7 protein-coding genes and 1 pseudogene are annotated in these 6,237 nt (G+C 55.9%); 6 read left to right on the top strand and 2 right to left on the bottom strand.

What is annotated here, in order from left to right:
• The 3 genes from AC0V6L_RS15475 to AC0V6L_RS15465 form a co-directional block, all read left to right on the top strand.
• Window positions 1-202 (top strand): methyltransferase family protein (locus tag AC0V6L_RS15475; protein WP_486155019.1); only part of this gene is annotated, 202 nt, incomplete at its 5' end.
• Window positions 199-615 carry a DUF4345 family protein gene (locus AC0V6L_RS15470; protein WP_486155018.1) on the top strand — a complete coding sequence of 139 codons (417 nt, stop codon included), beginning with the start codon at window positions 199-201 and terminating at the stop codon, window positions 613-615. The genes AC0V6L_RS15475 and AC0V6L_RS15470, both read left to right, overlap by 4 nt.
• A gap of 501 nt (window positions 616-1,116) precedes the next feature.
• Complete coding sequence (locus tag AC0V6L_RS15465; RefSeq protein WP_486155017.1) at window positions 1,117-1,674, top strand: GNAT family N-acetyltransferase; 558 nt, start codon at window positions 1,117-1,119, stop codon at window positions 1,672-1,674.
• Window positions 1,675-1,702: 28 nt separating this feature from the next.
• Here AC0V6L_RS15465 and AC0V6L_RS15460 read toward each other — a convergent pair whose 3' ends face one another.
• Together AC0V6L_RS15460 and AC0V6L_RS15455 are read right to left on the bottom strand one after the other, a co-directional pair.
• Window positions 1,703-2,359: a hypothetical protein gene (locus AC0V6L_RS15460; protein ID WP_486155016.1), complete on the bottom strand. Its 657-nt coding sequence runs from the start codon at window positions 2,357-2,359 to the stop codon at window positions 1,703-1,705.
• Window positions 2,356-2,583 carry a hypothetical protein gene (locus AC0V6L_RS15455; protein ID WP_486146852.1) on the bottom strand — a complete coding sequence of 76 codons (228 nt, stop codon included), beginning with the start codon at window positions 2,581-2,583 and terminating at the stop codon, window positions 2,356-2,358. Before AC0V6L_RS15455 ends, AC0V6L_RS15460 begins: the two co-directional genes overlap by 4 nt.
• Window positions 2,584-3,669: 1,086 nt before the next feature.
• Between AC0V6L_RS15455 and AC0V6L_RS15450 the strand changes: the two genes are divergently transcribed.
• The 3 genes and pseudogenes from AC0V6L_RS15450 to rpsL all read left to right on the top strand — a co-directional run bounded on the left by AC0V6L_RS15450 (window position 3,670) and on the right by rpsL (window position 6,144).
• Window positions 3,670-4,407, top strand: a complete 738-nt coding sequence (locus AC0V6L_RS15450) for an FRG domain-containing protein (RefSeq protein ID WP_486155015.1) — start codon at window positions 3,670-3,672, stop codon at window positions 4,405-4,407.
• Window positions 4,408-4,522: 115 nt separating this feature from the next.
• Window positions 4,523-5,491, top strand: a pseudogene (locus AC0V6L_RS15445) (DUF262 domain-containing protein); the annotation flags it as partial.
• 281 nt (window positions 5,492-5,772) lie between these two features.
• Entirely contained in the window at window positions 5,773-6,144 is a 372-nt protein-coding gene (gene rpsL, locus AC0V6L_RS15440) for a 30S ribosomal protein S12 (protein ID WP_067108793.1), read from the top strand.
• The last annotated feature ends 93 nt before the right edge of the window (window positions 6,145-6,237 follow it).

Here is a 6,237-nt window from a genome sequence, read left to right as displayed (position 1 = left end):
AAGCCGTAATCCTGTCTACGTTGCTACATGGGTTGGCATGATTGGCTGGGGCTTGCTCGCCAACACGCTGCTTGTCTGGATATTATTGGCGTTCTGGGCCATCTTGTATTTGCTCGCTCCCATCTTCGAGGAACCATGGTTAGAGCAGCAATACGGTGAAGAGTATTTGGACTACAAGCGCCAGACAAGGCGGTTTCTATGACAAACGGCTTCCGCAATGGTATCAGCCGCCACTATCCTTCCGTTGCTGGCTGCATTTTTTTAGTACTAGGGTTAGTCACTCTCATTCAGCCAGAAATTCTGCAATATTACGCTATCGACCTCGGTGAACCATCGGCACGCACAGCAATGCGCGCCATGATTGGCGGCGGTGAGATTGGCATAGCCCTAGTCCTGCTGTTCGGCGGTTACATTCATTTGTCCCTAAGTCAGCGCAGCCTCATTGCTGCGATTGTTTTCATTTCTGTGGGATTGAGCAGGCTCGGCGGGGTCTGGATTGAAGGCTTAGATTTTGTGACCATCCAACCGTTACGCGAGGCTGCCATCGAATTTGTGCTTGGCGGTCTAGGGTTTTTGGCGGCTTTCAATCGGAAAGCCAGTGAGGGTAGATGGTGAACATCAGGCGTCCGCTTTCACTCCCAAAAGTCCTCATTTGACCGTTGCAACGAGTCGCGCAAAACCGGACTTATGAATCAATTTGTCTGGAATCAGCATCGTGACCGCACGGGCCCTTCTCTACAGCGTTCACGTTGGCCTCATTCCCGCTCATTGAAGACATAGAGGTCTGTCATTGCGAGCGGAGCGAAGCAATCCAGAGCAAAGCGCGCGGCAGCTCTGGATTGCTGCGGGGCTGCGCCCCTCGCAATGACTGGAATTTCTGCAACCTTTATTGAATAATGGAAGAACTGATATGAAGCAATAGAATAATTTATTTGTATTACCTCATAATTGATCTCAGAATTAAGAAGGTTCTGCCAAATTCAAACAATCAACTATTCCATTCGGGCAGCGGGGAAGGGCACGCGCCCGCTGATGATAGCGGCTCTTTGAACCGCGCAGTTTGTGTGGGATTGCAGCAGGCTTGCGGTAGCGCGCGCGGCAGTGGATAGGGGACAGATGGCTGCCGTCCCGACCCTCACCACCCCGCGCTTTACCATGCGCCCGTTGCAGCGGGGGGATGAGGGCGCGCTTTACCCGACGCTTTCGGACCCTGAGCAGTGCCGCTATCTCTCGCACCCTCCGTTTGAGAGCCCTGAGAAATTGTGGGACTGGCTCGCCGCGCCCGATTGGCCGGGGCTCAGCTGGATTGCGGTGGATGAAGGCGGGGATGTAGCAGGCCGATTTGTCGCGGTGCCGGCGCCCGAGGCTTCGGTTGGATCCGATGAAACCCACGGGGGCGTCTTCGAAATCGGCTATATCGTGCGGCTGGACCGCCAGCGCGAGGGAGTGGCGCGCGAATGCTCAGCCGCTCTCATCGAGCATTTGTGGAGCGCCACCAATGCGCGCAAGCTCACCGCCGAAGTCGACACGCGCAACGCGGCCTCCATCCGCCTGATCGAGCAATTGGGCTTCACCCGCGAGGCGCATTTGCGCGCGCATGAAGTCACCCATATCGGCCTGTGCGATGTGTATTGGTATGGGATGCTGCGCGGGGATGGTCCAGAAGCATCCTAACGTTCCGCCTGCCTAACCTACCGCCTGCCTATTCTTCCGCCTGTTTGCGCCGTTCAATCTCCAGCCGCACTGCCTCGATCTTGCGGTCGATGCTGTCGCGCACGGCCTTGATCGCGGCCGGATCGTTCGCCTCGCGCCGCTGCTCTTCCTCGATCTCGCGCCGGATGCGTTCATACACCGGATGACCCGGCGCAATATGCGCCTGGGGTGAGTACCGCTCTGACAGCCGGTTGCGCAGGAAGAACATCACCAAAGCCTCATTGTGGAACCGCTCGGTCCCCACCAGCTCGCCATTGCGGTACAGCTTGCGCTCCGACCCCTCAATCGCGCGCGCCAAAGCGGTGTCCTCCAGCCGCTCGACCCCCATCTGCACCGCCCGGTCCCACGCGCGGGCAAAGCCTTGCGCGCCGGGCTTTTGCTTGAGCTTGTACAAAGCCTCCATCGACCGCCCGATTTTGCGGGCCGCGCTTGTCACAACCCCGGTCGCGGCCAGATGCGCGATGAAAGTGCGCTGCAAATCCGGCGTGATCGAATTGGAGCGCGGCGCTTTGTGCAGGTATGGCTCAAAGGCCAGCAGCGGATCATCGGGCGCAAGCGGATCGCTTTCAAAAGCGACGCGGCTGGTGGCTTGCCTCGCCAGTTTGCGCGTGGGGACGGGATTGGCGCGGACGGGAAGATTGCTCACCGCGCCATAACCCAGCGCAGCGCAGCCTCATTCGCCATCCGCCGGGCGACCACCTCTGGATCAGCCGGCACCTGCGTCCCAATGCGCCCCGCCTCCAAATGCGCCAGCCAATCGCGCGCAGGCTTGTCCCGCGGTCCCTGACCGTAGGGGTTGAGCATGGGCGAGCCATAGCCGGGAGGCGCAGGCGGCAGCGGCTTTGTCGGGTCATGGCGTTGATGAAGCATGGGGGATGTCCTTTAGGCTTGAAGCTGAGGACCAAGGCATTGAGCAGGTTTTGCGCGTGTAGGAAAATGGAATTTTTGGGAGAGGGGTGTGTGGGGACGGGCGCGATGCGGGGGAGTAGGTGCGGGGGGAGGGTGGTGTTTTTTGTTTTGGCCTCAAGCGCCGGCGCGCGCATCCGCGCGCTTGGCTATCCTCCGGGGGCCCGACGCCTTCGGCGCCACCCCTCCGGGCGCGCGGTCGCCCTTGCGGCGCTGCGCGCCGTGCTCCGCGACCAAGCCGATGGCTGGCACCAAGCTTCTGGGCGCTCTTATCGCTGGCTGGGAATGGTCCGGGCCGCAGGCCCGCAAGCCCGACCGGGCGCCCGCAGGTGCTCAAAGCCGGACGAAGCCCGGCTTTGAAACAGCACCGAGGATGCTCGCCCGCATGGGCGAGCGCAAAACAAAAACTCCTCCTCTCCCCACTCACCACGCTTATGACCCGTCATTGCGAGGAGCGCAGCGACGTGGCAATCCATGGCCGAACCCATGCGCCAAGCGGGAAGGGTAAGACGCGCATTATCCCCCTCCCGTGAACGGGAGGGGTTAGGGGTGGGCGCGAGGCGTAGCCGAGCTTCTGTTTGGTCAATACGCACCGACCCAACAAACCCACCCCGCTGCGACTAGGCCGCTGCGACTAGGCCGCTGACGCGCCCAAGTCTCACTGCCCCTCCCGTGAACGGGAGGGGGGAAGAGTGCGTTGAGCGTAGGCGCGGGGGAGGGGTTTTGAGTTTTTGTTGTCCGCACCCCATCCGGGGTGCGAAATCCTCGCGCCTTCGGCGCTGCGGACGGCCTTGCAGGTGGCCTTTGGCCAGCTGCGGCTTTGACTTCGCTTCCGCCCTTGCGGCGGCTGCGTGCTGTTCCATTCCAAGAGAGCGACGTAGCTGCGGATTGCGCCGACAAATAATATTGGTTGAGTTAGAGTTCGCGCTAGTTGCAGTGAGGCGCGAATAGAGAATTCTTGTGAAAAAGCGCTGAGAACACTCGCATAAATCCGAATGATAAAGTAATGGAAAATGGATTAAATTTATGTGAAAACTTGAGAGAATAAAATTGGAAGAAGTCGAAATAGGGTCGATAAGCGATTTTCTTGAGTTTAGAGCTGAGGAAGGGCTGAGCGGGACTGCTGTGCATTGGTATCGTGGCCACTCAGACGCAGATTGGACGCTGACTCCAGGCTATTATCGCCAAGATCAAGCGACATCAGAATCAACCCTTATGTCGCGTTTTAAACAGAGTGCGGCAATGTTGACCGAACTTGAGCCAAAAACTGACTTTGATTGGCTTTTCGTTATGCAGCATTACGGAGTTCCGACAAGGCTTCTTGATTGGTCGGAGAGCCCGTTAGTAGGCTTGTATTTTGCGGTTGAAGAGAGTGAAGGCGAGAAGGACGCTGCTCTTTGGCGATTAACTCCTAGTGACCTAAACAGAAACGCCAATATAGTTGACCCTGATGAAGAGAACTACGTTCCGTCGTTTGAGGATGACGTTCTCCAAGGATATGCGCCTGCTAGCGTGCGCGGAAATAGAAGGTTGGAGCTTTTTCCAGTTGCTACAATCGCGACCAGAAACAACGCGAGGATTCAGGCTCAACTGGGAACATTCACAGTTCATCACAACAATCAGGTAGCGATAGAAGAGGTCGGTGACGGTAGCCACGTTAAGAAAGTTCGGATCCCAGCGGCATCGGCTCCAAAAATCTTAACCGAGTTAAGGCTGCTTGGAATCAACAGATTTAGTATGTTTCCTGAACTTGCTAGTGTTGGCCGTCTAATCAAGGAATCCATGTGATGGCATATGTCGAGACCGCCCAATTAAAGAACAGCACAATCATGCTCTTACATGCTGAACGAGATGAAATTCAGTTAGATCCCGATTATCAAAGAATGGGGGGGTCTGGACTAAAGAAAAGAAACGACTTTTGATCGACTCTATTCTCAACGACTACGATATTCCGAAAATCTACTTTCATCAGTTTTCAAACCGGCAGGTTTCTGAGACAGGTTTCAGATACTCAGTCATCGACGGTAGGCAGAGGCTCGAAACGATCTGGTCGTTTATGGAGGATGAATTTACTCTCTCCGATGATTTCGAGTATCAGAGGGATCTCGACATTCGCCTCGCGGGCTTATCATACCAAGATATCGCGCGACAATATCCGAAAATTCGAATAAAGTTTGATTCATTCAATCTGCCAATTGTTACAGTCAGCATCGAGGGTGAGGCCATCGAACTGATTGAGGATATGTTTTCTCGTCTGAACGAAGCTGTTCCGCTCAACGCAGCAGAAAAACGCAACGCCATTGGGGGTGAGATGGTTGCTGCGATCAGAGCTGTAGCGGAGCACAGGTTTTTTACTCGAAGCGTAAAGTTTGCCAACAATCGCTACCAACATCGTGAGGTAGCGGCAAGAATGCTGCTTACCGAGCATAACGTTGAAGAGAACAAGCGTCTTATCGATACTAAAAAGGTTTACCTTGATGCGTTAGCGCGAGAGTATCACGACGGGCCAAACGAGTTTGTAGACGCCGTTAAAGAGAGGGTGTTTCACGTTCTCGACAAAATGGCTGATGCATTTTCCGTCCGCGATGATCTTTTGCAGGCGCAAGGTACGATAATCGTATACTACTTGCTGTTCAGGTATGCATCGCTGCACGACGAACTTGAACTTGTGAATCGACGGAAGTTGCTCGATTTCAGAGAGGCCCTGGCTGAAAACCGAATTCTCGCAGAAGAAAACTATACTGAATCGTTGTTCGAGCTTTTGGAGTACGATCGGCTCAATCAACAAGGTACAAATGACGCTTCGAGCATAAAAGAAAGGTGGCAAATTCTAGCTGGCTTTGTCGGCCTCACCGAGTCAGAGATTGCTTAGCGTTGTCTTCCTCTTGACCTCTTCGGGCATTCCCCCTAGTTGCGCGCCATTCAGGCGGTGCTCGTTCCGAGTCCTGCTTTGGTAATAAGCTGAACATTGGCGACCTAATTCATCTCTGTGGCAGATGGTCGGCAAAGTAATCCGGCGCTTTGGTCCCGGGTGGAGCGTTTCAGGCTCGTGACAGACTTCCAGCCCGCGACAGACGCGGCGCATGGCGCGGTTTGCACGATCTGCTTCCCTTCATCTTGGTCTGGTGTCGCCAAACACACGAAGGGTATATAATGCCAACGATCAACCAGCTGGTCCGCAAGGGCCGCACTCCGCAGAAGGCTAAGTCCAAAGTCCCTGCGATGGAAGCCAACCCGCAAAAGCGCGGCGTTTGCACCCGCGTCTATACGACGACCCCGAAAAAGCCGAACTCGGCGCTTCGCAAGGTCGCCAAGGTGCGTCTCACCAACCAGCGTGAGGTGATCTCCTACATTCCGGGCGAAGGGCATAACCTGCAGGAGCACTCAGTTGTGCTGATCCGCGGCGGGCGTGTGCGCGACCTTCCCGGTGTGCGTTACCACGTGCTGCGCGGTGTGCTCGATACGCAAGGGGTCAAGGATCGCAAGCAATCGCGCTCGAAGTATGGTGCCAAGCGGCCGAAATAATTGAGTCATTTGTGGGTGCGGGCCGGACATCCGTCCGACCCTTGCGGCACCAGCCCACTCCCCCACCCGACCACCCAAACAGGGTAAAGTCAT

Source organism: Erythrobacter sp. JB1-15, from assembly GCF_057365035.1.
This window is presented reverse-complemented; position numbering and strand designations above follow the sequence as displayed.